The sequence below is a fragment of the Variovorax sp. Soil_C_33 genome (assembly GCF_057656935.1).
In genome coordinates this window covers 199,129-222,198 of record NZ_JBDGJK010000008.1, presented here as the reverse complement: position 1 = coordinate 222,198, position 23,070 = coordinate 199,129, and the positions used below count along the sequence as shown (strand labels likewise).

27 protein-coding genes are annotated in these 23,070 nt (G+C 68.0%); 17 read left to right on the top strand and 10 right to left on the bottom strand.

Features of this window, described 5'->3' with window-relative positions; translation table 11 throughout:
• The first annotated feature begins 24 nt into the window (after positions 1-24).
• The gene (locus AC3A6B_RS14910; protein WP_487837518.1) at positions 25-462 is read left to right on the top strand and encodes a hypothetical protein; all 438 of its coding nucleotides are present in this window, start codon (positions 25-27) and stop codon (positions 460-462) included.
• Positions 459-1,061, top strand: a complete 603-nt coding sequence (locus AC3A6B_RS14905; RefSeq protein ID WP_487837465.1) for an SCO family protein — start codon at positions 459-461, stop codon at positions 1,059-1,061. Before AC3A6B_RS14910 ends, AC3A6B_RS14905 begins: the two co-directional genes overlap by 4 nt.
• Here the strand turns inward: AC3A6B_RS14905 and AC3A6B_RS14900 are convergent.
• The 4 genes from AC3A6B_RS14900 to AC3A6B_RS14885 are packed head-to-tail and all read right to left on the bottom strand — an operon-like array spanning position 1,033 to position 4,772.
• Positions 1,033-1,689 (bottom strand): DUF2894 domain-containing protein, encoded by a 657-nt coding sequence (locus AC3A6B_RS14900; RefSeq protein WP_487837464.1) that lies wholly within the window; start codon positions 1,687-1,689, stop codon positions 1,033-1,035. The two genes, AC3A6B_RS14905 and AC3A6B_RS14900, sit on opposite strands and share 29 nt — an antisense overlap.
• Positions 1,664-2,311 (bottom strand): OmpA family protein, encoded by a 648-nt coding sequence (locus AC3A6B_RS14895; protein ID WP_487837463.1) that lies wholly within the window; start codon positions 2,309-2,311, stop codon positions 1,664-1,666. The genes AC3A6B_RS14900 and AC3A6B_RS14895 overlap by 26 nt, the downstream gene beginning before the upstream one ends.
• On the bottom strand, positions 2,311-4,116 hold the full coding sequence (locus AC3A6B_RS14890; protein WP_487837462.1) for a hypothetical protein: 1,806 nt from the start codon (positions 4,114-4,116) through the stop codon (positions 2,311-2,313). Before AC3A6B_RS14890 ends, AC3A6B_RS14895 begins: the two co-directional genes overlap by 1 nt.
• On the bottom strand, positions 4,113-4,772 hold the full coding sequence (locus tag AC3A6B_RS14885) for a DUF3348 domain-containing protein (RefSeq protein WP_487837461.1): 660 nt from the start codon (positions 4,770-4,772) through the stop codon (positions 4,113-4,115). Before AC3A6B_RS14885 ends, AC3A6B_RS14890 begins: the two co-directional genes overlap by 4 nt.
• A 184-nt stretch (positions 4,773-4,956) precedes the next feature.
• On the opposite strand from AC3A6B_RS14885, the gene AC3A6B_RS14880 reads away from it, so the two are divergent.
• From AC3A6B_RS14880 to AC3A6B_RS14855, 6 genes are all read left to right on the top strand, one after another.
• Positions 4,957-5,166, top strand: a complete 210-nt coding sequence (locus AC3A6B_RS14880) for a hypothetical protein (RefSeq protein ID WP_487837460.1) — start codon at positions 4,957-4,959, stop codon at positions 5,164-5,166.
• Positions 5,167-5,204: 38 nt separating this feature from the next.
• The gene (locus tag AC3A6B_RS14875) at positions 5,205-5,393 is read left to right on the top strand and encodes an aminoglycoside phosphotransferase (protein WP_487837459.1); all 189 of its coding nucleotides are present in this window, start codon (positions 5,205-5,207) and stop codon (positions 5,391-5,393) included.
• A gap of 53 nt (positions 5,394-5,446) precedes the next feature.
• Positions 5,447-5,866, top strand: a complete 420-nt coding sequence (locus tag AC3A6B_RS14870) for a hypothetical protein (RefSeq protein WP_487837458.1) — start codon at positions 5,447-5,449, stop codon at positions 5,864-5,866.
• Between the two features lie 51 nt (positions 5,867-5,917).
• The gene (locus AC3A6B_RS14865) at positions 5,918-6,670 is read left to right on the top strand and encodes an alpha/beta fold hydrolase (protein ID WP_487837457.1); all 753 of its coding nucleotides are present in this window, start codon (positions 5,918-5,920) and stop codon (positions 6,668-6,670) included.
• A 114-nt stretch (positions 6,671-6,784) separates the two neighbouring features.
• Positions 6,785-8,287: an ATPase domain-containing protein gene (locus AC3A6B_RS14860; protein WP_487837456.1), complete on the top strand. Its 1,503-nt coding sequence runs from the start codon at positions 6,785-6,787 to the stop codon at positions 8,285-8,287.
• Entirely contained in the window at positions 8,284-9,822 is a 1,539-nt protein-coding gene (locus AC3A6B_RS14855; RefSeq protein WP_487837455.1) for a hybrid sensor histidine kinase/response regulator, read from the top strand. Before AC3A6B_RS14860 ends, AC3A6B_RS14855 begins: the two co-directional genes overlap by 4 nt.
• A 31-nt stretch (positions 9,823-9,853) precedes the next feature.
• Here the strand turns inward: AC3A6B_RS14855 and AC3A6B_RS14850 are convergent, their stop codons facing one another.
• The 3 genes from AC3A6B_RS14850 to AC3A6B_RS14840 form a co-directional block, all read right to left on the bottom strand.
• Complete coding sequence (locus AC3A6B_RS14850) at positions 9,854-10,912, bottom strand: malate/lactate/ureidoglycolate dehydrogenase (protein WP_487837454.1); 1,059 nt, start codon at positions 10,910-10,912, stop codon at positions 9,854-9,856.
• Positions 10,913-11,026: 114 nt separating this feature from the next.
• The gene (locus AC3A6B_RS14845; protein ID WP_487837453.1) at positions 11,027-12,553 is read right to left on the bottom strand and encodes a UxaA family hydrolase; all 1,527 of its coding nucleotides are present in this window, start codon (positions 12,551-12,553) and stop codon (positions 11,027-11,029) included.
• Positions 12,554-12,572: 19 nt separating this feature from the next.
• Positions 12,573-13,280: a FadR/GntR family transcriptional regulator gene (locus AC3A6B_RS14840; RefSeq protein WP_487837452.1), complete on the bottom strand. Its 708-nt coding sequence runs from the start codon at positions 13,278-13,280 to the stop codon at positions 12,573-12,575.
• A gap of 149 nt (positions 13,281-13,429) precedes the next feature.
• Between AC3A6B_RS14840 and AC3A6B_RS14835 the strand changes: the two genes are divergently transcribed.
• From AC3A6B_RS14835 to AC3A6B_RS14815, 5 genes are all read left to right on the top strand, one after another.
• Complete coding sequence (locus AC3A6B_RS14835; RefSeq protein ID WP_487837451.1) at positions 13,430-14,164, top strand: SDR family oxidoreductase; 735 nt, start codon at positions 13,430-13,432, stop codon at positions 14,162-14,164.
• Positions 14,161-14,907 (top strand): SDR family NAD(P)-dependent oxidoreductase, encoded by a 747-nt coding sequence (locus AC3A6B_RS14830; RefSeq protein ID WP_487837450.1) that lies wholly within the window; start codon positions 14,161-14,163, stop codon positions 14,905-14,907. Before AC3A6B_RS14835 ends, AC3A6B_RS14830 begins: the two co-directional genes overlap by 4 nt.
• Positions 14,908-14,929: 22 nt before the next feature.
• The gene (locus AC3A6B_RS14825) at positions 14,930-15,784 is read left to right on the top strand and encodes a fumarylacetoacetate hydrolase family protein (protein WP_487837449.1); all 855 of its coding nucleotides are present in this window, start codon (positions 14,930-14,932) and stop codon (positions 15,782-15,784) included.
• Between the two features lie 144 nt (positions 15,785-15,928).
• Positions 15,929-16,849, top strand: a complete 921-nt coding sequence (locus tag AC3A6B_RS14820) for a manganese catalase family protein (RefSeq protein ID WP_487837448.1) — start codon at positions 15,929-15,931, stop codon at positions 16,847-16,849.
• A gap of 28 nt (positions 16,850-16,877) precedes the next feature.
• Complete coding sequence (locus AC3A6B_RS14815) at positions 16,878-17,222, top strand: translation initiation factor IF-2 (protein ID WP_487837447.1); 345 nt, start codon at positions 16,878-16,880, stop codon at positions 17,220-17,222.
• A 1-nt stretch (position 17,223) separates the two neighbouring features.
• Here AC3A6B_RS14815 and AC3A6B_RS14810 read toward each other — a convergent pair whose 3' ends face one another.
• The 3 genes from AC3A6B_RS14810 to AC3A6B_RS14800 form a co-directional block, all read right to left on the bottom strand.
• A complete protein-coding gene (locus AC3A6B_RS14810; protein WP_487837446.1) occupies positions 17,224-17,622 on the bottom strand; it encodes a response regulator in 399 nt (132 codons plus the stop codon).
• A 9-nt stretch (positions 17,623-17,631) separates the two neighbouring features.
• The gene (locus tag AC3A6B_RS14805) at positions 17,632-18,540 is read right to left on the bottom strand and encodes a ZIP family metal transporter (protein WP_487837445.1); all 909 of its coding nucleotides are present in this window, start codon (positions 18,538-18,540) and stop codon (positions 17,632-17,634) included.
• A gap of 64 nt (positions 18,541-18,604) precedes the next feature.
• Positions 18,605-19,102 (bottom strand): hemerythrin domain-containing protein, encoded by a 498-nt coding sequence (locus tag AC3A6B_RS14800; protein ID WP_487837444.1) that lies wholly within the window; start codon positions 19,100-19,102, stop codon positions 18,605-18,607.
• Positions 19,103-19,321: 219 nt separating this feature from the next.
• Here AC3A6B_RS14800 and AC3A6B_RS14795 point away from each other — a divergent pair, with 219 nt between their 5' ends.
• The 4 genes from AC3A6B_RS14795 (at position 19,322) to AC3A6B_RS14780 (ending at position 23,052) form a co-directional block, all read left to right on the top strand.
• The gene (locus tag AC3A6B_RS14795) at positions 19,322-19,951 is read left to right on the top strand and encodes a response regulator (RefSeq protein WP_487837443.1); all 630 of its coding nucleotides are present in this window, start codon (positions 19,322-19,324) and stop codon (positions 19,949-19,951) included.
• A gap of 137 nt (positions 19,952-20,088) precedes the next feature.
• Positions 20,089-20,766 (top strand): TetR/AcrR family transcriptional regulator, encoded by a 678-nt coding sequence (locus AC3A6B_RS14790; protein WP_487837442.1) that lies wholly within the window; start codon positions 20,089-20,091, stop codon positions 20,764-20,766.
• A 52-nt stretch (positions 20,767-20,818) separates the two neighbouring features.
• Positions 20,819-22,615: an acyl-CoA dehydrogenase C-terminal domain-containing protein gene (locus AC3A6B_RS14785; protein WP_487837441.1), complete on the top strand. Its 1,797-nt coding sequence runs from the start codon at positions 20,819-20,821 to the stop codon at positions 22,613-22,615.
• 5 nt (positions 22,616-22,620) lie between these two features.
• A complete protein-coding gene (locus tag AC3A6B_RS14780; protein WP_487837440.1) occupies positions 22,621-23,052 on the top strand; it encodes a DUF2147 domain-containing protein in 432 nt (143 codons plus the stop codon).
• Positions 23,053-23,070: the final 18 nt, after the last annotated feature.

Here is a 23,070-nt window from a genome sequence, read left to right as displayed (position 1 = left end):
CGCAAACCAAGGCTCCCGATGGCGATGGCGTTGGCCCTCGCAACCGCACTGGCCGCGGGCCCGGCGTGCCGCGGGTTGCGCGAGCCCGCGGTGCCGGCCTCGGTGGCGCGCGGCGCGCGCCTGTTCGACGGTACCGAGCCGCTCGCCGGCACGCTGTCCGGCCACAGCGCGCCGCTGCCTGTCGTGGCGACGCGCTGCATCCAGTGTCACACCGGCCCTGGTAAGTCCAGCGCCGCGGTCTCCGATTTCGCGCCGCCGCTGGACCGGCGCCAGCTGCGCGAAATCCGCGCGCGCCGGGGCGGCCCGCCCGTCGCGTACGAGCAGGCGAGCTTCTGCCGCACGCTGCGCACCGGCGTCGATCCCGCCCACATCGTGTTGCCGCGAGCGATGCCGCGCTTCGATGCCGACGAGGGCCAGTGCGCGGCCTTGTGGGACTACCTGACGCAGGCCGCCCCCGAATGAACGCGCATCGCCCGCTCGTCCCGTCCCGGGGTGCGTCCCTCGGGCGCCGCCACCTGCTGGCCGCCGGTGCGCTGGCGTGGCTGGGGGTGCCGCCGGCCGCCCGTGCCAAGGCCGGCGTCGGCCCGGTGATGCCGCCCGTGACCGTTCCGGCCTTGCCGCTGCGTCGCCACGACGGCGCCGCGCCGACGCTCGCGGCGCAGCTGCGCGGCGCCCCGACCGCCGTTCAATTGATGTTCACCGGCTGCAGCACGGTCTGCCCGATCCAGGGTGCCTTGTTCTCGGCGCTGCAGGCTGCACTGCTGGCCGAGCGCGATGCGGCGGCGCGCCTGCTGTCGCTGAGCATCGACCCACTGGCCGACGACCCCGCCGCCCTGAGCGCCTGGCTGCGGCGTTTCGGCGCCAGGCCTCTATGGAGCGCGGCGGCGCCTGCCCCCCAGGCGCTCGACCCGATGCTCTCGCTGTTCAATGGGGGCGCAGCCGCGGGCGACCGCCATACCGGCCAGGTTTATCTGTTCGATCGCCACGCCCGGCTGGTCTGGCGTACCAGCGAGCTGCCGCCGGCGGCCGAGGTCATGGCCGCGCTGCGGGGCCTTGCGTAGCTCTGCCCCGAGCACCCTTCCTGCTGCCCTCGGCGCGCGGGCTCTCCGTACCCGCCGAGGCACTGCCGCCGTTCGCCTGGTCGACCCACTGCAAAGCGTCCACATAGGACATGAAGCGGTGGAGGTACTCCGGCGACAGCTCGCGCATCAACGTCAGCGATTGGTGCACGAGGCGGTGCGAGTTGAGGGGGCCGGCATTCTCCGGCACCTTTGCCTGCGACTGGGCCAGCCGTCTATCGGCGCTGAGCCTCGACCAGGTGTTTCTGAAATAGTCGAGCGTCTTCGAGTCGAGCGCCGCGTCGTCCCGATGCGATGACGCATGACGGGCGACATGGTCGACGAGCGCCGCGAGCGCGCCGCGCTGGGGCTGGCCTGGCTGCGCCGCGGTGTCGTCGTCCGCGCACTGCGCTCTTTGGAGATCCTCGCCATAGGCCGTGAGCAGCTCGACCACCTTGGCGTCCAGCATGCGTCGCGCGTCGCCGCTGTGGTCCGCCGCGCGTCGGGCCAGCACCTCGATGAAACGAAAGCGGACCGGATTGAAACGATGGTCGCCGCGCTCGCGCCATGCCTCGATCATGGCCGCGGTTTCGCCTGCCTCTTCGCTATCCACGGGGCTTCGTGCCTGCATTCGAAGGTCTCGGCGTGGGCGCCATTTCCACGCGCCGGTTCCTGGCGCGTCCGTCGGCATCGGCATTCGACGCCACCGCCTGCTCGGCGCCGAAGGCCGCGGCAAAGACCGAGGACGACGGAACCCCTTCCTCGATCAAGGCGCGGGTCACCGTCAAGGCCCGCTGAGCGGACAGCTCCCAGTTGTCGGCGAACTGGCGGTTGCCTCCGCGCACCTGCCGGTCGTCGGTGAAGCCGCTCACCATCAGGATCTCGTCGCGGGCCTGGAGGTAGGCGGCCAGCGGTGCGCTCAGGCTCTTCAGCAGTTGCCGGCCCTCGGGCTGCAGCTCGGCGGAGTTGAGGGCGAACAGCACGCTGCCGCTGATGCCGATGCGCCCGTCGTTCAGCGTCACCCGGCCTGCCGCCAAGGGGCCCGCCAGGGCTTGCTCGAGGGCCTGCAGGCGCTGCGCCGCCGCCTGCCGCTGCTTGACTTCGGCTTCCAGCCGGGTCGTGAGGTCCAGCTGCATGCCGACCACGCACACCAGGATCAGCACGAACGCGCCCAGCAGGCCCGACATCAGATCGCCGAAGACGGCCCACACCGGGACCGTCGGCTCCACGCCGGCGTCGACGTCCTCGCCCATCACGCTTCGCTGCCCACGGCGGCCTGCCTGCCGGCGAGCTGCTGCAGATCCTCGACGATCTGCTTCTGCGACAGGATGCTGAGGTCGATGACCTCGCGGGCCTGCGCCACGTAGTAGTCCAGCTGCTCGTCGCTGCGCGCGATGGATTTGCCGAGCGCGCTCTCGATGCGCTGCAGATGGGCCACCAGCTTGTCGTTCGATTGAGTGAACAGCTGCACGGCAAAGCCGAATGCCTCGCCCAGGCTCGCCACCTCGACGGCACTGCCGGTGATCTGCGCGGCGACGCCGGCCATCTTTTCGGTTTCCGCCTCGACCTTGTCGGTGAAGCGCGTGCCGACGCGGGCCAGCACATCGGCCGACGCCGCGACCAGCGCGTCGATGGCCGAGCGCTGTTCGGTGGAGGCATGGTTCACGCCGTCGAGCAGGGTCTGCAGCGTTTCCAGGATGCGGCTGCGTTCCTCCAGCATCGCGTTATCGCGCACCATGCTGTCAGACAGCTTCTGGCGCAGCTCGGCGATCACGTCGGCCGCAGCGCGCGGGGCTTCCGAGGCGGTTTGCACGAGCTGGGCGATCTCGGCGATGGTGCTCCGCGCATGCGCTTCCGTCTGGGCCGACAGCTCCCGCGCGGTCTCGGCCAGCGTCTTGCAGATCTCCTGCTGCTGGCTCTCGCTGCGCGCGCCTGCCTGCTGCCATTCCTGCTGCAGCGATGCGGCCATGGCCGCGAGCGCATCGGTCCAGGCCGCCAGCCGCTGCTGGTCTTGCGAGGCCATCTTCGCCTGCAGCTGCGCCTGCGCCTGGCCGACCGTGCGGAGCAGCGAAGCCGAATGCTGCTCGAAGCGGGTCGACAACCCTTCCAGCTGCCGCTGCACGCCGTGCTCGATGGTCTCGTGCAGCGCGGCCGCCTCGCGCGCGACCCCGGCCATCGTGGCTTCGACGACCGGCTGGATCGTCGCGCCGGCCACGCGAGCACTTTCAGTCAGGCTCTGCTTCAAGGAGCGATCGACGGAGGAGGCCAGCCCCGCATACGCGGCCTCGGCCTTGCTGTGGAAGCTGTCCTGGCTGGCGAGCAGGCGCTCGTTCAAGGCCTGGCTCTGGCGCTCCATCGTCGCCATCATGGCCTGCAGCCGGTCGACCAGCGCGGGCATCGCCTCGCCTTGCCGCTGCAGCAGCTTGAAGGACTCCTCGCGCTGATGGGCCAGCGAGAAGACACGCAAGGTGCTCGCGATCTTCGTGTCGAGCAGCTGCGCAGCCTGCAGCCTGTCGCGCCGGCACAAGGCGGAGACCAGGCCCAGCATCGCGGAGGCGGCCACGCCCGCGACCGAGGTGCCGAAGGCCAGCCCCAGGCCCTTGACCGGGGCGGCCAGGGAGGCGCGGATGGCCTGCAGGTCCGAGGCGCTCTCCAGCGCGATCCCGGTGCCGTTGAGCGTGACCACCATGCCGAGGAAGGTGCCCAGCATCCCCAGCAGCACCAGCAGCCCGGCCAGGTACGGCGTCAGGGCCGGGCCGGGCAGGCCGACGCGCTCGCCCTCGATGCGCAGGCGCACCGCGTTGCGCAAGGAAGGATGGAGCTGGTCGACCCAGTGGCCCAGGCTTGCCGGGGGGCCGGGCATGTCCGCCAAGGATTGCGCCAGGGTCGACGTAGCCTGGCGGAAGCGCTGCAGTTCCAGCGCGCCCATCAGGTAGAACGCGCCGACGAGCAGCGTGATCGCCAGCGCCAGCGGGTTCGAGCCGATGTACCCGACGCCGACCCAGCACACGGCGGCCAGGCCGACGAAAAAAGCGAAGTGTTGAAGAAATCTAGTCATTGCCTTTTGCGAAGGGCTTCGAGAAGCCCTTCGACCGGTTGAAATCGAATATCCAGCTCGGCGAGCAACACGCTTTGCATGTCCTTGCAGAACACGCTTGACCACTCTTCGGGCTGGACTCCGCCGTCGGCCTGGCGCAAGCGCTTGAAATGCTTTTCGAGCAGTGCGGGCACGGTCGACAGCAAGCGGTGCTCGTGCGCACCCAGCGCCTGCTCCATCACGGCATCCACCGCAGCAAGCCGGGCCAGGGCGGGCGACCTGCCCGCCAGCCTCGCGCGCAGACGAGCGCGCAAGGGCTCGACAGCCGCCTCCATCGCCTGTTGCCTGGCGAGGTAGCGCCGGCGGTACGCAGCGAAGTCGGCGCCGAGCGCGCTGTCTGCGGCGATGGCACTTGCCAGCGCGGCTCGCACGCGGGCGCATTCGCGTTCTTCGGCGTCGCTTGCGGAAGCTGCTGCGCCGGATGGCGCAGTCGCAGGGCTGCGCTGCAACGCCGTGGCCAGCGAGATGGCGTCGGTCCAACGCAGCCATTCGCTCAATCGGTCCGCGAAGCCTTGCTTGGATTCGGGAACGTCGGTGTCGGTCAGTCGAGCGAGCAAGCGAGTGAGCGCCGATCCGCCGACACCTGCGCGACCTGTGGGTCGTGACACTTGCACCATACCGCCAGAGGGAAAAAGCCCAGCAGTCTACACCGTCACCCACCCGGGAAGGGGCGAAGCAAGGCCTGGCGTCGCGCGACCGCACGCGCGAGCCTTTGCGCCTCAGGACTCTGCGTTGCCGTCTGACAGCCGGCAGGAGGGTCATGGTTCTAGCCTGAAGCTTTCAATGCGGAAACGAGACGCCATGAACGCCCCCGATCCACGAGCGAACGACCGCGACAACAAGCGCGCTTTTCGATGGGCGGCGATCGTTGCGGCCCTTCTGATCGTGGGTGCGCTGGTGTTCAACGTGTTCTGGTACAAGAAGCCGCCGGCGAATGTCGACGACTCGCCTGCCGCCGGCGCGCCTGCGCAGACGCCGCGGCCCGCACCCGAAAAGCCGCCGGGCTCATAGCTCCGCGCCGGCTTTCGAGACCACGACAGGAGCCCACGATGCCCGAAGACCCGACCATTCCCGTTCCCCCCGGCCTGTCGTCCCCGCGGGCGGTTTATCAGGCGCTCGCCCAACGCCTCGGTGTGCTGACACCCGGCGAGACCCTTTCGGACGAACTCATGGCTTTTGCGGAAGAGGTTGCGCGCCTGGCCGTGGAAGAGCGCGACAGTGGACGAGGCGTTGAATGATCCGATGCCCCTGAAGGCCCCATAGAACTCAGTTGCCGCCCCAGATTCGCATCATGGGCAAGCACCTCGCCGTCGGTGAATCCGTGGGACCGCTGCCGGTGCACAGCGCGAGCTACTACAACCCGACCGGGGTCGTGCTTGACCGCGGCGCGACGTACGAGATCGCTGCTGACGAGACCAGGTGGCTCGACTGGCACCTTGCCTCGAGCGCAGATGGAAGAGAACAGCCGAGTCTCGCGCAGTTGATGGTGCAGTGGGCGCTTCGCTGCAAAGCAGGCAGGTGGTTCCAGCTGATCGGAGCCGTGGGCAGGTCGGATGACTATCTCTTTCCCATCGGAATGCATGTGCGATGGACCTACGCAGGCCAGGCCGACGACCCAGCGCCCGAGCTGCATTTGTTGGCCAACGACGCCTGGTTCGCCTACTTCAACAACCACGGATCGGTGAATGTGACGATCACACGGATGGTGTAGGGCGTCGTCGAGTACTCTCCCGCCATCGAAGATCCGATGGAGGCAGTGGACATGGACATCGAACAAGGCGGCGAAGGCCCGGACCTGCTCCTCATGCTGCATGGCATGGGCGCGACGGGCGCCGTGTGGTCGCCGATGTGCGCGCAGGCCGGCACTCGCTGGGCCGGCCGCTGGGTCGCGATGGACCTGCCCGGCCACGGCCAATCCGATCGGCAGGACAGCTATGCCATCGGCCAGTACGCCGCAGCCGTCGCACGCACCATGCTGCCGCATGTCGATCCGGCAGGCCGGCTCGTGGTGCTCGGACACTCGCTCGGCGGCGTGATCGGTCTCGCCCTGGCCACGGGCTGGTTCGGTGTCACGCCGCACCAGGTCTTCGGGGCCGGCATCAAGGTCGCGTGGAATGACGATGAACTGCGCCGCATGGAGACGCTCGCAGCCCAGCCCGCCAAGCGCTTCGCCACGGAGGACGAAGCGTGGGAGCGGTACCTGAAGGTCGCAGGCCTTGCCGGCATCGCCGACGCGAGGGCAGCTGTCTCCCAGCGGGGTATCCGGCGCGGCGCCGACGGGTGGTGTCTCGCAATGGATCCTCGGGCCCACGGCGTCGGCAAGCCGCCCATGTCCGAGTTGATGGCCTTGGCCCGCTGCCCCATCCATCTCGGCCGCGGCGGCGATGACGCGATGATGACGATGGAACAGCTCCGTGCGCTCGACCCCGATGCCTCGGACCTTGGGCCGCATGGCCACAACGTGATGGTCGAGGCGCCTGCGCGGGTTTGGGACTGGGTGGCCTCGTTCATGTAAGGGGCGGTGCTTTCCTGTCGTTCCGCTGCGCCGGGATCCCGTCCTGCATCCCGCGTTCGCGCGAGCAGGTACATTGACCGGCCGACGATCGATATCACGCTTATTGGAATGGGTATGAGTTCAACGATCTCGCCGGATGAAGGCGACCAGAAGGAAACGGTGCTGAAGGTGGGCGCGCCCGGCCTCGACGACGTGCTGGGCGGCGGCCTCACGGCCAACCGGCTGTATCTGCTGGAGGGCGCGCCCGGCGCGGGCAAGACCACGGTGGCGATGCAGTTCCTGCGCGAAGGCGCCGCGCGGGGCGAGCCGGTGCTGTACGTCACGCTTTCCGAGACGGCGAGCGAGCTGCGGGGCGTCGCGCGCTCGCACGGATGGGACCTGAAGGGCATCGAGGTGCGCGAGATGCTGCCCGCGCACGACGCGCTGGAGCCGGACGAGCAGTACACGATGTTCCATCCCTCGGAAGTCGAGCTCAGCGAGACCACGCTCAAGATCCTGGCGGATGTCGACGTGATCCGGCCGACGCGCGTGGTGTTCGATTCGCTGTCGGAGCTGCGTCTCCTGGCCGGGGCTTCGCTGCGCTACCGGCGCCAGATCCTGGCGCTCAAGCAGTTCTTCGCCGGCCGCCAGTGCACCGTGCTGCTGCTCGACGACATGACGGCCGTGGAGCATGACCTGCAGGTCCAGAGCATCGCCCATGCGGTGATCCGGCTGGAGCAGATCAATTCCGACTACGGTTCGTCGCGGCGCCGGCTCATTGTCACCAAGTACCGCGGCAAGGAGTTTCGCGGCGGCTATCACGACTACAAGATCGTGCGCGGCGGGCTGCAGGTGTTCCCGCGGCTGGTTGCGGCGGAACATACGCCGCTGTTCAGCCAGACGCGCTTGGCCAGCGGCCTGCCGGCGCTCGACGCGCTGCTGGGCGGCGGCATCGAGAGGGGCACCAGCACGCTGTTCGTGGGCGCGCCGGGCACGGGCAAGTCGAGCGTGGCAGTGCAGTTCGCGCTTGCAGCGGCCGAGCGCGGCGAGTGCGCGGCGCTCTTCATCTTCGACGAGAGCGTCAACACCTTGCGCACCCGCTGCGAGGGCATGGGCATGGACCTGACGCCGCATCTCGAATCGGGGCACATCCGCGTGCGCCAGGTCGACCCTGCGGAGCTGTCGCCGGGCGAGTTCGTCCACTCGATCCGGGTGGCCGTCGCCGAGCACGGGGCCAAGGTGGTCGTCATCGACAGCCTCAACGGCTACCTCAATGCCATGCCCGACGAGCGCTTTCTCATCGTGCAGCTGCACGAGCTGCTCACCTACCTCGGGCAGGCCGGCGTTGCCACGCTGCTGATCGGCGCGCAGCACGGACTGATCGGCATGCAGATGCAGACGCCGGTCGATGCGAGCTACCTGGCCGATTCGGTGGTGCTGCTGCGCTACTTCGAGGACGGCGGCGAGGTGCGGCAGGCGATCTCGGTGCTCAAGAAGCGCGGCGGCGCGCACGAGCGGAGCATCCGCGCCTTCACCATGAACGACACCGGGGTTCACGTCGGTGCACCCTTGCGCAACTTCCGAGGCATCCTCACCGGAGTGCCCGTGCCTATCGAAGGGCTTCAGCCGTCGTCGTGAGCGCACAAGCGTCGTCGAAACTCGACTACCGCATCCTGTTGCGGACCGCGACCTCCAGGGACGCCCTGATGGCGGGCGCGGTGCTGGAGCGCACGCAGCTCGTGTCGCACATCTGCGCCGACATGCCCGAACTGCTGGCCGAGTTGGCGCTCGGTGCCGGTGCCATCCTGCTGGCGGAAGAGGTGATCACCGGCTCGGCCCTCGCCGAGCTGAACCGCGCGCTGGCCGCGCAGCCGCCCTGGTCGGATGTGCCGCTGCTCGTGCTGGCGCGGCAGGGCGCTGACTCGCGCGCCATCGACCACGTGATGGACGAATTCGCCAACGTCACCGTGATCGAGCGGCCGGTGCGGGTCGCCTCGCTGGTGAGCGCTGTGCGCAGCGCGTTGCGTGCGCGCCGCCGCCAGTACGAGCTGCGAAACGTGCTCGACGGGCTGCGCGAGTCCGACCAGCGCAAGACGGAGTTCCTCGCCACGCTGGCCCATGAGCTGCGCAACCCGCTGGCGCCCCTGAGCACCGCCCTGTCGCTGCTGACGCGCAAGAAGCCGGACGCGGCGGATGCCGAAAGGTACTACGAGCTGATGCGCCGGCAGGTCGAGCACATGGTGCGCCTCGTCAACGACCTGATGGAGGTCTCCCGCATCACGCGCGGCAAGATCGACCTGCACTGGAGCTCGGTGCTGCTCGACGGCGTGATCAACGACGCGGTGGAACTGAGCCGTCCGCTGGTCGAGGGCGCCGGGCACTCGCTCGCGGTCGAGCTCGTCGATTGCGGCCTGGTCGTGCGCGGCGACAGCGTGAGGCTGACGCAGGTCTTCTCCAATCTCCTGAACAACGCCGCCAAGTACACGCCGCCCGGAGGAAAGGTGAAGCTCGCGGTGCGCCAGGACAACCGGCAGGCCGTGGTCGAGGTGAGCGACACCGGCGCCGGCATCGCGCCGGAGATGCTGAAGTCCATCTTCGAGATGTTCGTGCAGGTGAGCGGGACCTCCAAGGCCGCGCAGGGCGGGCTCGGCATCGGCCTGACCCTCGTCAAGAGCCTGGTCGAGCTGCACGGCGGCAGCGTCGAGGCCGCGAGCGAGGGCCTGGGCCGCGGCGCCACCTTCACGGTGCGGCTCCCGCTGGCAAGAAACGCCCGCATGCCCGACCGGCACCTGCCGGCGCCGCAGGACGCGTGGATGCCTTCCATCGAGCAGACCATCCTGGTGGTCGACGACAACCGCGATGCGGCCGACAGCCTGGCCGAGCTGCTGGGCTCGATGGGCGCGACGGTGCTGACCGCCTACAGCGGCGAGGAGGCGCTGCGCCTGGCCGCGGAGCACGAGTTCGACACCGCCATCCTCGACATCGGCATGCCGGGCATGGACGGCTGCGACCTGGCGCGCTACCTGCGCGCCCGGCAGGACGCCACCGACCTCACCTTGATCGCGTTGACCGGCTGGGGCCAGCAAGGGGACAAGGAACGCATCGCGACGGCGGGCTTCGACCACCACCTGCTCAAGCCCTTGAACCTGGCCGAGCTGATGGCGGTGATCTAGGGGCGGGCCGTGCGGGGGGCTGTGCCCGCCGCTATTCGATCGTCACGCCCACCTTCGCCCCGGCCGCGACGATTTCGCCCCAGGTCGCATCGTCGAGCCAGATGCCCTCGCGCTCGCGCGCAGCACGCGCCTTGCGTTCGGGCTCTCCCGCGATCTGCACCGCATCGAAGCCCTGGCCCGGCGGGCTTTGGCGCAGCCAGGCGACGAAGGCGCTCGCCTCCTCTTCGAAGCTCGCCTGCGTGCCGAGCTTGGCGGGGTCGATCACGATCGCCAGCATGCCGTTGAGCACGGTGCGCGCGGTGTCGGCGGGACGATGCCAAGTGCCGCCGCCGGTCAGCGCGCCGCCGAGCAGTTCGCAGGCCACGGCCATGCCGTAGCCCTTGTGTTCGCCGAAGGTCATCAGCGCGCCGAAGAGGCCGTTGCTCTGCGGCACGACGACCACGCCGGGGTCGTCGGTGGGCGCGCCGTGCTCGTCGATCAGGTAGCCGGGCGGCACGCGCTCGCCCTTGTTGTGGGCCACGCGCATCTTGCCTTGCGCCACGCGGCTTGTCGCGTAATCCAAAATGAAAGGCTCCGCGCCTTTCAGCGGGATGCCGATGCTGCACGGGTTGGTGCCGAAGCGCCCGTCGCCCCCGCCCCAGGGCGCGACCACGGGGCGCGAGAGCACGTTGACGAAGTGCATCGCCACCAGGCCCTGCGCCGTCGCCATCTCGGCGAAGTGGCCGATGCGGCCCAGGTGGTGCGCGTTGGCGAGCGAGAGGACACAGCTGCCGTGTTGCTGCGCGCGCGCGATGGCGAGTTCCATCGCCTGCACGCCGACGATCTGGCCGTAGCCGCGCTGGCCGTCGAGGGCGAGCATGGGGCCGGTGTCGAGGTTGATCTTGACCGACGCGTTGGGCTTCAGCCCGCCTTCGGCCGCGGCGTCGACATAGCGCGGGACCATGCCCACGCCGTGCGAGTCGTGGCCGCTGAGGTTGGCGAGCACGAGGTTGGCGGCGACCTGTTCGGCTTCGGCCGGGGTGCTGCCGGTGCCGGCGATGATGGCGGCGACTTGGGTGCGCAGGGTGGCGGAGGAAAGGGTTCGCGACATAAGGTCTCCATTACTTGGGAATCGGACGCCGCCGGGCCGCCCCAAGGCGGCCGAGCTTCCCCCTCGGGGGGTGGCGAATTACACGCAGCGAAGCGAAGTGAAAAGCCGGGAGGCTCACATCACGGCGCCAACCTGCCACGGCACGAACTCGTTCTGCCCGTAGCCGTGCTTCTCGCTCTTGCTCTGCTCGCCCGACGCCGTCGCCAGCACCATCTCGAAGATGCGCTGCCCCATCTCCTGGATCGATACCGTGCCTTCGACGATCTCGCCGCAGTTGATGTCCATGTCCTCTTCCTGCCGCTGCCAAAGCGCCGAGTTGGTCGCGAGCTTGAGCGAGGGCGAGGGCGCGCAGCCGTAGGCCGAGCCGCGGCCGGTGGTGAAGCAGATCATGTTGGCGCCGCCCGCCACCTGGCCGGTCGCGCTCACCGGGTCGTAGCCCGGCGTGTCCATGTAGACGAAGCCGTGCGCGGTCACGGGCTCGGCGTATTCGTACACGGCCTCGAGGTTGCTGGTGCCGCCCTTGGCCACTGCCCCCAGCGATTTCTCGAGGATGGTGGTGAGTCCGCCGGCCTTGTTGCCGGGCGAGGGGTTGTTGTTCATCTCGCCCTCGTTGATCTCGGTGTAGTGCTCCCACCAGCGGATGCGCTCGACCAGCTTCTCGCCGACCTCGCGCTTCACCGCGCGGCGCGTGAGCAGGTGCTCGGCGCCGTAGACCTCGGGCGTTTCCGACAGGATGGCCGTGCCGCCGTGCGCCACCAGCAGGTCGACCGCGGCGCCCAGCGCCGGGTTGGCGCTGATGCCCGAGTAGCCGTCCGAGCCGCCGCACTGCAGGCCGATGGTGATGTGTGCCGCGCTGCAGGGCTCGCGCTTCACCGCGTTGGCGCGCGGCAGCATCTCGTTGATGAGCGCCACGCCTTTTTCCACCGTCTTGCGCGTGCCGCCCGTGTCCTGGATGTTGAAGACACGGAAGTTCTCGCCCTCGGCCAGGTTGCCGGTGGCGAGCCAGGCGTTGATCTGGTTGGCCTCGCAGCCCAGGCCGACCACCAGCACCGCCGCGAAGTTGGCGTGCGTGGCGTAGCCGGTGAGCGTGCGCTCGAGGATCTGCATGCCCATGCCGCCGGTGTCCATGCCGCAGCCGGTGCCGTGCGTGAGCGCGACCACGCCGTCGACGTTGGGGTAGTCGGCGAGTGCCGCCGGATTGGTCTTGCGCGAGAAGTGGTCGGCAATAGCGCGTGCAGCCGTCGCCGAGCAGTTCACGCTGGTCAGGATGCCGATGTAGTTGCGCGTGGCCACGCGGCCGTCGGCGCGCTTGATGCCCATGAAGGTGGCTTCGCGCCGCGCGGGCGGCGGCTTCACGTCGGCGCCGTAGGCATAGTCGCGATCGAAGTGGCCCTTGTCGGGGCCCATGTCGAGGTTGTGCGTGTGCACGTGCTCGCCGGGCGCGATCGGCTTGCTCGCGAAGCCGATGATCTGGTTGTAGCGGCGCACCGGCTCGCCCTGGGCGATGGCGCGAATGGCGATCTTGTGGCCGGGCGGGATCAGGCCGCGCGCGGTCACGCCTTCGACCGGCGTGCCGCCGAGCAGCTGGCCGCGTGCGATGACGACGTCGTCGGCGGGGTGGAGGCGGATAAAGGGGTTCATCGTGTGTGTCCTTGAAGTTTCAAGCGGCATTCGCGCGGCGCCAGCTCGCGCTGAATCGCTGGTGCGACTTGTCCATGTGCGCGTGCATCGCGCTGCGCGCCGCGTCGGGGTCGCGCGCGGCAATCGCGTCGCGGATCGCCTCGTGCTCGGCGATGGCGCTGCGCCACGATTTCACGGTCTCGAAGTAGCCGCCCAGCCGGGTGAAGATGGGTCCGTTGCGCGAATCCCAGAAGGCCTGCACCGTTTCGGAAAGCACCACGTTGCCGCAGCACTCGACGATTGCAAGATGGAAGGCGCGGTCGCCATCGAGCGGCATCAGGTTGCGGTCGGCCAGCTCGCGCATGCGCTCGATGGCGCGCGTCATCGCGTCGATATCGCGGCGCTTGGCGAGCCCGGCCGCGATCGCCGCGGTCTCGCCCTCGACCACGCGGCGCGCGCGGATCAGTTCGAGCGGGCCCCATTCGGTGGCGGCCACGGGCGCCGCGGCGCGGTGCGAGCGGTCGAGCACATAGACGCCCGAGCCGGTGCGCACCTCGACCCAGCCCTCGACCTCGAGCGCGATCAGCGCCTCGCGCACCGAGGGCCGGCTCACGCCCAGCTGCTTGGCCAGGTCGCGTTCGGCCGGCAGGCGCGCGCCGGCCGCGAACTCGCCGTTGGCGATCAGCGCGCGCAGCTGGTCGGCGATCTGGCGGTAGAGGCGCTTGGGTTCGACGGTCTGCAGGGGCACGTGGGGCAATGGGTTTAAGGGTTGTCCTGAATTGGACAAGTGGTAAGGCCAATTCAGAATACGATTCTCACCGCGATGCAGCTATCGGGCCAAACCCTGAACGCCTGCATCGCTTCCCTTTTTCGACCCAGATCCAACGAGGAAACCCCATGAGACTCAAGGGCAAGACCGCGCTCGTGACCGCGGCAGGGCAGGGCATCGGCCATGCCAGCGCACTCGCACTCGCCGCCGAGGGCGCGCAGGTCTGGGCCACCGACGTCAACGAGGCGCTGCTCGCGCGCTACGCGGGCGTCGCCAACATCCAGGCCGCGAAGCTGGACGTGCTCGACAAGGCTGCCATCGACGCCTTTGCCAAGACCCTGCCCACGCTCGACATCCTGTTCAACTGCGCGGGCGTGGTGCACAACGGCGCCGCGCTGCAGGCCAGCGACGACGACCTCGACTTCGCCTTCCGCCTCAACGTGCGCGCCCAGTTCTGGCTGATCCAGGCCGTGCTGCCCGGCATGCTGGCGGCGGGCCGCGGCAGCATCATCAACATGGCCAGCGTGTGCTCGAGCATCAAGGGCCTGCCCAACCGCTGCGTCTACGGCACCACCAAGGCCGCGGTGCTGGGGCTCACCAAGAGCGTCGCCGCCGACTACGTGGGGCAGGGCATCCGCTGCAATGCGGTGTGTCCGGGCACGGTCGACACGCCCTCGCTGGGCGAGCGCATCAACGCCAATGCCGACCCGGTCGAGGCGCGCCGTGCCTTCATTGCGCGCCAGCCCATGGGGCGCCTCGCGCAGGCCGAGGAGATCGCGCCCTTGGTGGTGTTCCTCGCCAGCGACGAGTCGCAGTTCGTCACCGGGCAGGCCTACGCGGCCGACGGCGGCATCACCATATGAACCAGCTCGACTTCTCCGGCCGGCACGCGGTCGTCACCGGCGGCGCGACGGGGCTGGGCTACGGCATCGCGCAGCGGCTCATCGCCTCCGGCGGCAGCGTGACCCTGTGGGACCGCGACAGCGAAGCGGTCACCAAGGCGGCCTGGTCGCTCGGCGCCAAGGCTTTCGCGCTCACGGTCGACGTGTCGCAGCAGCCCTCGGTGGCCAAGGCCGTGGCGGCCACGCTGGCGCAGGCGAAGCGCATCGACGCCCTGGTCAACAGTGCTGGCATCACCGGGCCCAACACCAAGCTCTGGGACTATCCCGTCGATGCATGGCAACAGGTGATGGAGGTCAACATCAACGGTGTTTTCCTCTGCTGCCGCGAGGTCGTGCCGCAGATGCGCAAGCAGGGTTATGGCCGCATCGTCAACATCGCCTCGGTCGCGGGCAAGGAGGGCAACCCCAACGCCAGCGCCTACAGCGCGAGCAAGGCGGCCGTGATCGCGCTCACCAAGTCGCTCGGCAAGGAGCTCGCCGACACCGGCATCCGCGCCAACTGCGTGACGCCGGCCGCGGTGAAGACCGCGATCTTCGAGCAGATGTCGCCCGAGCACATCGCCTTCATGCTCTCGAAGATCCCAATGGGCCGCTTCGGGACGGTAGAGGAGATCGCCGCGATGGTGAGCTGGCTTTGCACCGAAGATTGCTCTTTTTCCACCGGCGCCGTGTTCGACCTGTCCGGCGGCCGATCCACCTACTGAACTCTCAACAAGAAAGGCACACATGAAACTCGTTCGCTACGGCAACCCAGGCAAGGAGAAGCCAGGCCTCATCGACGATAAGGGTCTGCTGCGCGACCTGAGCGCGGAGGTCAAGGACATCGGCCCCAAGCAATTGGGCGATGCCGCGCTCGCCAAGCTGCGCAAGCTCAAGACCGACAAGCTGCCGCTGGTCAAGGGCAAGCCGCGCTACGGCAGCCCGGTGGCCGATGTGGGCAAGTTCATCGCCATCGGCCTCAACTATGCCGACCACGCGGCCGAGTCGGGCCTGCCGATCCCGCCCGAGCCGGTGGTCTTCATGAAGGCCACCAGCTGCATCCAGGGCCCGAACGATCCGGTCATGCTGCCCAAGAACTCGGTCAAGAGCGACTGGGAGGTGGAGCTCGGCGTGGTGATCGGCGCCCAGGCGCGCTACGTCTCGCAAAAGAGCGCGCTCGACTACGTGGCCGGCTATTGCGTGATCAACGACGTGAGCGAGCGCGAGTACCAGATCGAGCGCGGCGGCACCTGGGACAAGGGCAAGGGCTGCGACACCTTCGGCCCCCTCGGCCCCTGGCTGGTGACGCGCGACGAGGTGCCCAACCCGCAGAAGCTCGCGATGTGGCTGGACCTCAACGGCAAGCGCATGCAGACCGGCAACACCAAGACCATGATCTTCAACGTCGCCAAGATCGTGAGCTACGTGAGCCAGTTCATGACGCTCGTGCCCGGCGACGTCATCACTACCGGCACGCCGCCCGGCGTCGGCCTCGGGATGAAGCCGCCGCTCTACCTGAAGAAGGGCGACGTGATGACGCTGGGGATCGAGGGGCTGGGGGAGCAGCGGCAGGAGGTGGTGGGGTTCAAGCTGCTGTCCTGATGGGGCGCGCCGGCAGTGCCGGGGCCGCGCGAGGTTCGGACTACATGGAGTGTGGGTCGACGCCGAGGTTGAAGGACAGGGAGGCCGCGAACATGGGCCCTCGTCCCTTCGTTCAATCACCTCGGTCAAACCAGGAGCAGCTCCATGTTCTCTCACAACAAGCGCCTTCAATACACCCTGCGCGTCGACTCGACCAACCCGGGCCTCGCGAACCTGATGCTGGAACAGTTCGGCGGCCCGCAGGGCGAGCTGGCCGCCGCCTGCCGCTACTTCACCCAGGCCATCGGCGAAGACGATGCGGGCCGCAAGGACATGCTGTTCGATATCGCGACCGAAGAGCTGAGCCACCTCGAGGTGATCGGCACGATGGTGGCGATGCTCAACAAAGGGGCCAAGGGCCGGCTGGCTGAGGGCGTCGATGCGGAAGCGGATGCGTACCGCACCATCACCGGCGCGGGCAACGACAGCCACCTGACCCAGGTTCTCTACGGCGGAGGGCCGGCACTGGTCAACTCCGCAGGCGTGCCCTGGACGGCCGCCTACATCGACAGCATCGGGGAGCCCACCGCCGACCTGCGCTCGAACATCGCGGCCGAAGCGCGCGCCAAGATCGTCTATGAACGACTCATCAACCTGACCGACGATCCAGGCGTCAAGGAGGCGCTGGGCTTCCTGATGACCCGCGAGATCGCGCATCAGAAATCCTTCGAAAAAGCGCTCTATGCGATCACCCCCAACTTCCCGCCGGGCAAGCTGCCCGGGATGCCGGAGTTCACCAAGGTCTACTTCGACATGTCCAAGGGCGGCGAGGTGCGGGGGCCGTGGAACCAGGGTCCTCAGTGGGAATTCGTGAGCGATCCGGAAGAGCAGATGGCCGTCGACGGGGGAAGCGGCGAGCCGACGGTGGCGCTCGATCGCGATGAGGAGTCGGCGGTCGACGCCATGGCGCTTCGGACCGCCTCCGACCCGGCAAGCGACCCGCAAACCGGCGCTGAGCTGGGGATGGCGGAAGACGCGGTGCTGGACGACGTGACGAAGCAGTCGAACAAGAAGCCCAAGCCGTGATGCCGGATTCAGGCGGCAGGAGTACGTCATGACCCGTCGAGGCGCAAATTCCCGTTGGGGCTTCGCTGCGCTTGCGCTCGCATTCGTCGTCGGCCCCGCGATGGCTCAACCCACTGGAAACCCCAAGGGGACCGCAGCGCCTGCAGCGCAGGGAAGTTCTTCCAAGTCGCCCGCGACCCGCAATCGGGCGGCGCAGCAGGAGGACCGCCGTTCGGACAGCGCCACGAAGCAGGACTCTCGCGCGGTGCGCAGCGGCCATCTGCGCACGCCCGGGACCGGCACTTCGGGTGGCCTGTCCGGGCGGCATCCGGGCGACGGCTCGGCAACCGGCACGACGCAGACCAACCAGGCGCCACCCGCCACCAAACCCTAGCTCAGGCAGGGTCGCTGCCGAGTCGCGTGGCCCGCGCCAGCGCTTCCTGGAGCTGATCGATCGAGTAGGGCTTGCGCAGCCAGATGCCGTGCCGGGGCATCTGGTCCGGCGCGGGCTGTCCCGTGGCGAAAATGACCGGCAGGTCGCAGCGCGCCTCGAGCTTCTCGGCCAGGTCCCGCCCCGACAGTCCGGGCAGGCCGACATCCGCGATCAGAACGTCGAACGCGCCTTCCAGAAAACGGTGGAGCGCAAGTTCCGCGCTCCCGACGCCGGTGGCCCAATGCCCGAGCGCCCGAAGCAGTTCGATCGTCACCGTGAGCGTATCGGGGTCGTCTTCGACGACGAGGATGCGCAGCTTCGGCGGCGGCGTATCGGTGGCGATTCCATCAGGATCAGGCATGGTCGAACGTCAGCCGAGTGCGGTGTCGAGAAGCATCATGACCACGAAGCCCAGCATCAGGCCCCCGGTTGCATAGGCTTCATGCCCCATCCGATGCGACTCGGGAATGATCTCGTGACTGATCACGAAGAGCATGGCGCCCGCGGCCATCGCCAGGCCCCAGGGCAGGAGCCCCGCCGAAAGGCCGATGAGGGCGGCGCCGAATACCGCGGCCACGGGCTCGACCAGGCCGGACAGCGCACCAAGGCCGGCCGATGCAAGCCGTCCATGGCCCACGCTGCGCAGCGCCAGCGCCACCACCATGCCTTCCGGGACGTCCTGGATCGAGATGCCTGTGGTGAGGGCCATGGCGCCGACCGGATCGGTGCCGGCGAAGGCCACGCCGATCGCCAGGCCTTCCGGCAGGTTGTGCAGCACGATGGCGAGGACGAACAGCCAGACACGCTTGAGCGCGCGTGCCTGCGGCCCTTCGGCGCCCTTGACGAAGTGCTCGTGCGGAACCGCGCGGTCGATGGCGAACAGCAGCAACGCACCGAGCAGGATGGCGGTGCCGACGATTCCTCCGGCGCCCCAGTTGTTCGATCCCTGGGCCTTGGCGGCCGCCAGCGCGGGGATGATCAGCGAGAACGAGCTGGCGGCCAGCATGACGCCGGCGCCGAAGCCGAGCATGGTGTCGTAGCTGCGTTGCGAGAAGCGCTGAGAGAACAGAACCGGCAGCGTCCCGAGCGCCGTGGCGAAGGCCGCCACCAGGCCGCCGAGCAAGGCCCCCTTCATGCGCGGATCGTTGCCGGCCATGCCTTCGAAGGCATGGTGCGACACGACGATCGCCCCCGCCAGCACGATGGCGATGCCGATCCAGCGTCGAACCGACCACTCCCGGCGCGTACCGACGCGCAGGGGAGAAGCATTCGCTGTCATCGGGGCCTCCAGGGAGCGAAAAAAGGCGGTGGCCAGGGCCACCGCCAAACCCACAGGAAGATGGCTATGCCGTCGCGCCGGTCAGCTCGGCCATCAGCTCCTCTTTGCGCGCCTCGAGCTGCTCGCGCATGGCGACCAGGTCGAGGCCTCGCGCGGCGCGTGCCTTCACGAAGATCTGGGTGCGCTCCTCCTTGACGTGGTGATCGATGTACTCGCCGAGCACCGTGACCTTGGCGTCGAACTTGTCGTCGATGTCGGTGGCCTCCTGGATCTGGGCAATCAGGTCCTTGGCGCTGGCGTGCTCGACTTCCGCTTCTTCGAGCAGATCGGTTTCTTTGATCGCTTCGCGCAGGCCGGGATAGAAGATCTCTTCCTCGATCTGCGCGTGGACGGTCAGCTCCATGCAGATCTCGTTGGCAAGGTCGCGCTTCTTCTGCGCGCTGCTTGCCGCCTTCGATTTGGTGAGCTCCTCGTAGGCCTTGAACAGCTTCTTGACGTTGCGGTGATCTGTGTCGAGCAGGCTGCAGGCGTCCTGCTCTGCGCGCTTGGTGGTGGTGGGCATCGTGGGCTCCAGGGTATTAAGTTTGGGGACGTGCAGAGTGCGATGCGTGCATGCCCATCCACGTAGGATTTAGTCGCATGCCGCTGGCGGCCGGGCCTCGCTCCTATGTCTTATGACGTAGGGTGAGCGCGCGACGGCGACGAAGATCTCGATCGTCCTACTCGCGCACGATACTGGCGGTCGTTAGATCCGTCGCATGGGCCTTCAAGGAGCGCAGCGATGATCAGAATCGGAATCGTCGATGACCACGCCATCGTGCGTCTGGGCCTGCGCGAGTTCTTCCATGAACACGAAGACCTGCAGGTCGTCGGGGAAGCTGCCGACGGGCGCGAAGCCATCGAGCTGGTGCGCCGGACGAAAGTCGACGTGCTGATGATGGATCTGAACATGCCGGGGCAAAGCGGCGTCGACGCCCTCATTAGGATCCGGGCCGCAGCACCCGACGTCGCGATCCTGGTCTTCACCGCCTATCCGATGGAGCAGTACGCGGCCATTCTGTTCCAGCTCGGCGCGGGCGCCTTTCTCGGCAAGGAATGCGATCCGATCGAGATCGTCCGGGCGATTCGCGAACTCGCGCTCGGACGCCGCCACGTCACCCCGGCCCTGGCCGCGTTGCTCGCGAATCGGCTGGAAGGGCGAAGCGAGCCGCCCCACAACCGGCTCTCGGAGCGCGAATTCCAGGTCTTCCTAAAACTCGCCGGCGGGATGAGGCCGTCCGCCATCGCACCCGATCTGTCGCTCTCGGCCAAGACCGTCAGCAGCTACAGGGGACGCGTCATGGCGAAGTTGCACCTGTCGTCCACCAGCGATCTCACCTACTACGCGTTGAAGCATCAGTTGCTGAGTTGAATTCGGCGTTCGGCGCTGCCCACGCTGCCCTGGCGTGAGGGCGGCCGATAACCTTCATTTGCCGTGGGTCTTTGGGCGGATCGGGCTCCAAAGGACTGCAAAATAGAACGACCGTTCGTTTTATTCGAAGTCCTTCCATGCCCGCAGCCCCTTCCAAGACCGCCCGTGCGCCTCAGAAAGGCCAGCAGACCAAGGCCGTCATCGTCGATGCGGCGCTGAACCTCGCGGCGCAGATCGGGCTCGAGGGCCTGTCGATCGGCGCGCTGGCCGAAGTCACCGGCATGAGCAAGTCGGGCGTGTTCGCGCATTTCGGCTCGCGCGAGGAACTGCAGATCTCGGTGGTGCGCGAGTACCACACGCGCTTCGAGCAGGAAGTCTTCTACACCGCCCTGCAGGCGCCGCGCGGCCTGCCGCGGCTGCGCGCGCTGTTCGCCAACTGGATGAAGCGCACCTCCGCCGAGATCGACTCGGGCTGCATCTACATCAGCGGCGCGGTCGAGTTCGACGACCGGCCCGGCCCGGTGCGCGATGCGCTGGCCGAGTCGGTGAACATCTGGCTCGCCGCCATGCTGCGCGCCGTGCTGCAGGCCCAGGAAGAAGGGCACCTGCACGCCGATGCCGATGCGAAGCAGATCTCCTTCGAGATCCACGCGCTGATCCTGGCACTGCACTACGAAGCGCGCTTCCTGCGCTCGCCCGATTCGCTGGCGCGCGCCAACGCAGGCTTCGACAACATCCTTGCGCGCTGCGCCACGCCGGAAGCCCTGGCCGACACCGCTGCGCCGTCTTCGCGCCGGCTCAAGACCGTGCGCTGAAGCAGCCAACCATCCGTTTCCCTTCTCTTTTTTCTTCCCCGGAGACCTTTCCATGCCCGCCTACACCCCGCCCCTTCGCGACATGCAGTTCGTGATGCACGAAGTGCTCAAGGTCACCGAAGAACTCAAGGTGCTTCCCAAGCACGCCGAGGTCGATGCCGAAACCATCAACGCGGTGCTCGAAGAGGGCGGCAAGTTCGCCTCTGAAGTGACCTTCCCGCTCAACATCAACGGCGACGAGGAGGGCTGCGTGCTCGACAAGAGCACGCACGAGGTGAAGACGCCCAAGGGCTTCAAGGAAGCCTATGCGAAGTACGTGGAAGGCGGCTGGGCGGCGCTGTCCTGCGACCCGCAGTACGGCGGCCAGGGCCTGCCCTTCGTGGTGAATCAGTGCTTCTACGAGATGCTCAACTCGGCCAACCAGGCCTGGACCATGTATCCGGGCCTCTCGCACGGCGCCTACGAGGCGCTGTCGGCACACGGCACCGAGGAGCAGAAGAAGACCTACCTGCCCAAGCTCACCAGCGGCGAGTGGACCGGCACCATGTGCCTGACCGAGCCGCACTGCGGCACCGACCTTGGCCTCCTGCGCACCAAGGCCGAGCCGCAGCCCGACGGCAGCTACCGCCTCACCGGCAACAAGATCTTCATCTCGGCCGGCGAGCACGACATGGCCGAGAACATCATCCACCTTGTGCTGGCCCGCCTGCCGGACGCGCCGAAGGGCAGCAAGGGCATCAGCCTCTTCGTCGTGCCCAAGTTCAACGTCAAGGCCGACGGCTCGCTCGGCAGCCGCAACGGCATCTACTGCGGCGGCCTTGAGCACAAGATGGGCATCCACGGCAACGCCACCGCGCAGATCGTGCTCGAAGGCGCCGCCGGCACGCTGGTCGGCGAGCCCAACAAGGGCCTGGCCGCGATGTTCGTGATGATGAACGCCGCCCGCCTGGGCGTGGGCAACCAGTCGCTGGGCCTGACCGAGGTGGCGTTCCAGAACGCGCTGGCCTATGCCAAGGACCGCATCCAGATGCGCTCGCTGTCGGGCGTGAAGGCCAAGGACAAGGAAGCCGATCCGATCATCTTCCACCCCGACGTGCGCAAGATGCTGATGACCGCGAAGGCGTACGCCGAAGGCGGCCGCGCGCTGGCCATCTACTGCACGCTGCTGCTCGACAAGGAGCACCACCATCCCGACGAGAAGGTGCGCAAGGACTCGGGCGAGATCGTCGCGCTGCTGACGCCGATCGTGAAGGCCTTCATCACCGACAACGGCCACATCTCGACCAACGCCTGCATGCAGGTCTTCGGCGGCCACGGCTTCATCAAGGAATGGGGCATGGAGCAGTTCGTGCGCGACAACCGCATCAACATGATCTACGAGGGCACCAACACCGTTCAGTCGCTGGACCTGCTGGGCCGCAAGGTGCTGGGCAACAACGGCGCGACGCTGAAGAAGTTCGGCAAGCTGGTGGGCAAGCTGGTGGAGGAAGAGGGCGTCAACGAGAAGATGAGCGAGTTCATCACGCCGATCGCGGTGCTCGGGGAGCAGCTCACCAAGTTCACCACCGAGCTCGGCTTCAAGGGCTTCCAGAACCCCGACGAGGTGGGCGCCGCGGCCGTGGACTACCTGCGCGTGGCGGGCCACTTCGTGTTCGGCTACTTCTTCGCGCTGATGGCGCGCGTGGCGCTCGCCGAGATCGCTGCCGGCAACACCGACCCGTTCTACCAGGCCAAGCTGCAGACCGCGCGCTTCTACTTCGCCAAGCTGTTCCCCGAAACGGCGACGCTGATGCGCACCGCGCGCACCGGCAGCGCGCCGCTGATGAACACCGACGCGGCGCTCGCCTGAACATCATGAAGCGCCTTCTTGCAGCCATCGCGCTCGCGTCGGCCGGTTCGGCTTTCGCGCAGATGACGCCCGTCGGCGTCTGGCAGAGCATCGACGACAAGACCAACGAGGCCAAGTCGCAGATCCGCATCGCCGAATCGAACGGCGCGCTCAACGGCCGCATCGAGAAGCTGCTGCGCAAGGATGCGAAGCAGGACGCGGTGTGCGACGAGTGCACCGACGACCGCAAGGGCAAGCCGCTGGTCGGCCTCGAGATCATCCGCGGCGCAAAGAAGGCCGAGGGCCGCGAGGTCTGGGAGGACGGAAAGATCCTCGACCCCGAAAACGGCAAGACCTACGCGCTGCGGCTCACGCCGATCGACGGCGGCAAGAAGCTCGAAGTGCGCGGCTCGGTGTTCGGCATCGGCCGCACGCAGACCTGGGTTCGAGTCCAGTAGCAAGAACACATCATTGTT

Coding starts and splice junctions, on each gene's coding strand:
- AC3A6B_RS14910 (WP_487837518.1), top strand. CDS start 25: ATGGCGTTGGCCCTCGCAACCGCACTGGCCGCGGGCCCGGCGTGCCGC.
- AC3A6B_RS14905 (WP_487837465.1), top strand. CDS start 459: ATGAACGCGCATCGCCCGCTCGTCCCGTCCCGGGGTGCGTCCCTCGGG.
- AC3A6B_RS14900 (WP_487837464.1), bottom strand. CDS start 1,689: ATGCAGGCACGAAGCCCCGTGGATAGCGAAGAGGCAGGCGAAACCGCG.
- AC3A6B_RS14895 (WP_487837463.1), bottom strand. CDS start 2,311: ATGGGCGAGGACGTCGACGCCGGCGTGGAGCCGACGGTCCCGGTGTGG.
- AC3A6B_RS14890 (WP_487837462.1), bottom strand. CDS start 4,116: ATGACTAGATTTCTTCAACACTTCGCTTTTTTCGTCGGCCTGGCCGCC.
- AC3A6B_RS14885 (WP_487837461.1), bottom strand. CDS start 4,772: ATGGTGCAAGTGTCACGACCCACAGGTCGCGCAGGTGTCGGCGGATCG.
- AC3A6B_RS14880 (WP_487837460.1), top strand. CDS start 4,957: ATGAACGCCCCCGATCCACGAGCGAACGACCGCGACAACAAGCGCGCT.
- AC3A6B_RS14875 (WP_487837459.1), top strand. CDS start 5,205: ATGCCCGAAGACCCGACCATTCCCGTTCCCCCCGGCCTGTCGTCCCCG.
- AC3A6B_RS14870 (WP_487837458.1), top strand. CDS start 5,447: ATGGGCAAGCACCTCGCCGTCGGTGAATCCGTGGGACCGCTGCCGGTG.
- AC3A6B_RS14865 (WP_487837457.1), top strand. CDS start 5,918: ATGGACATCGAACAAGGCGGCGAAGGCCCGGACCTGCTCCTCATGCTG.
- AC3A6B_RS14860 (WP_487837456.1), top strand. CDS start 6,785: ATGAGTTCAACGATCTCGCCGGATGAAGGCGACCAGAAGGAAACGGTG.
- AC3A6B_RS14850 (WP_487837454.1), bottom strand. CDS start 10,912: ATGTCGCGAACCCTTTCCTCCGCCACCCTGCGCACCCAAGTCGCCGCC.
- AC3A6B_RS14845 (WP_487837453.1), bottom strand. CDS start 12,553: ATGAACCCCTTTATCCGCCTCCACCCCGCCGACGACGTCGTCATCGCA.
- AC3A6B_RS14835 (WP_487837451.1), top strand. CDS start 13,430: ATGAGACTCAAGGGCAAGACCGCGCTCGTGACCGCGGCAGGGCAGGGC.
- AC3A6B_RS14830 (WP_487837450.1), top strand. CDS start 14,161: ATGAACCAGCTCGACTTCTCCGGCCGGCACGCGGTCGTCACCGGCGGC.
- AC3A6B_RS14825 (WP_487837449.1), top strand. CDS start 14,930: ATGAAACTCGTTCGCTACGGCAACCCAGGCAAGGAGAAGCCAGGCCTC.
- AC3A6B_RS14820 (WP_487837448.1), top strand. CDS start 15,929: ATGTTCTCTCACAACAAGCGCCTTCAATACACCCTGCGCGTCGACTCG.
- AC3A6B_RS14815 (WP_487837447.1), top strand. CDS start 16,878: ATGACCCGTCGAGGCGCAAATTCCCGTTGGGGCTTCGCTGCGCTTGCG.
- AC3A6B_RS14810 (WP_487837446.1), bottom strand. CDS start 17,622: ATGCCTGATCCTGATGGAATCGCCACCGATACGCCGCCGCCGAAGCTG.
- AC3A6B_RS14805 (WP_487837445.1), bottom strand. CDS start 18,540: ATGACAGCGAATGCTTCTCCCCTGCGCGTCGGTACGCGCCGGGAGTGG.
- AC3A6B_RS14800 (WP_487837444.1), bottom strand. CDS start 19,102: ATGCCCACCACCACCAAGCGCGCAGAGCAGGACGCCTGCAGCCTGCTC.
- AC3A6B_RS14795 (WP_487837443.1), top strand. CDS start 19,322: ATGATCAGAATCGGAATCGTCGATGACCACGCCATCGTGCGTCTGGGC.
- AC3A6B_RS14790 (WP_487837442.1), top strand. CDS start 20,089: ATGCCCGCAGCCCCTTCCAAGACCGCCCGTGCGCCTCAGAAAGGCCAG.
- AC3A6B_RS14785 (WP_487837441.1), top strand. CDS start 20,819: ATGCCCGCCTACACCCCGCCCCTTCGCGACATGCAGTTCGTGATGCAC.
- AC3A6B_RS14780 (WP_487837440.1), top strand. CDS start 22,621: ATGAAGCGCCTTCTTGCAGCCATCGCGCTCGCGTCGGCCGGTTCGGCT.